Source organism: Halorubrum sp. SP3 (genome assembly GCF_005435195.1).
In the GTDB taxonomy this organism is placed as follows: Archaea; Halobacteriota; Halobacteria; order Halobacteriales; family Haloferacaceae; genus Halorubrum; species Halorubrum sodomense.
This window is the reverse complement of the sequence record NZ_SGTU01000122.1, coordinates 1-826: the sequence shown is the minus strand read 5'-3', so window position 1 is coordinate 826 and position 826 is coordinate 1. Positions and strand designations below refer to the sequence as shown.

Genomic DNA, 826 nt, shown 5'->3' with positions numbered 1-826 from the left:
CAGGCTCTCAAAACGGATACTCAGTAGCGAAGGTTTTAGCACCGACCCCACTGAGAGGCGGTGATGAACCGATATCATGCGGACAGAGACACGCAGCCACGACGAGGCCCGCATGACTCAAAAAGGAGGCAGGCCCGATGACCGACACGGCAACCACGACCGTGCTAGTGGTCGACGACGACCCGGATCTCGCAGAACTATACCGCGTGTTCCTCGCCGGAGTATATGATGTTCGCGTCGCGACTAATGGACAAGCGGCACTCGACAGTATGGACGACACAATCGATATTGTGCTGTTGGACCGGCGCATGCCAGAGATGTCCGGCCACGAAGTCCTCGATGCCATCCGTGCCGAGGGGTACGATGTCCAGGTCGCGATGCTAACCGCGGTCGAACCCAAAGACGACATCACCGACATGGCGTTCGATGCCTACCGACGAAAGCCAATCAACCAAGACGAACTACGCTCACTCGTTGCGGTGCTGTGTCACCGAGCAACACTCGAAAAAGGCAGTCAAGAGTTCTTCAGACTTGCCGCAAAGAAGGCCGCGCTTGAAGCGGCCGGGAACACGGAGGCAGACGCGTATGAAACCATCCTGGACCAGTTGGACGCGCTCGATGCTGAACTGACTAACACACTTGAACACCTCACTGCGGAAGACGCCTTTGCGGCCATCGCTGAGGACTAACCCTTGCGCTGGCCCCGATGTGGCCCAGACGTAGACAATCCACTGTTCGGACACGGTAGCTGGAATCAGATCGGAGGAGAGGACATCACAGCGGACCGTCGCCAACGGATTGTCATAGCCGGTCACCCCGTCGGCGT

Annotated in this window: 1 protein-coding gene; it reads left to right on the top strand. The window is 58.1% G+C overall.

Annotation, left to right across the window (positions count from 1 at the left end):
• The first annotated feature begins 137 nt into the window (after positions 1–137).
• Positions 138–689, top strand: coding sequence for a response regulator transcription factor (locus tag EXE42_RS15765; protein ID WP_137706937.1), 552 nt, complete (start codon positions 138–140; stop codon positions 687–689).
• Positions 690–826 lie beyond the last annotated feature (137 nt).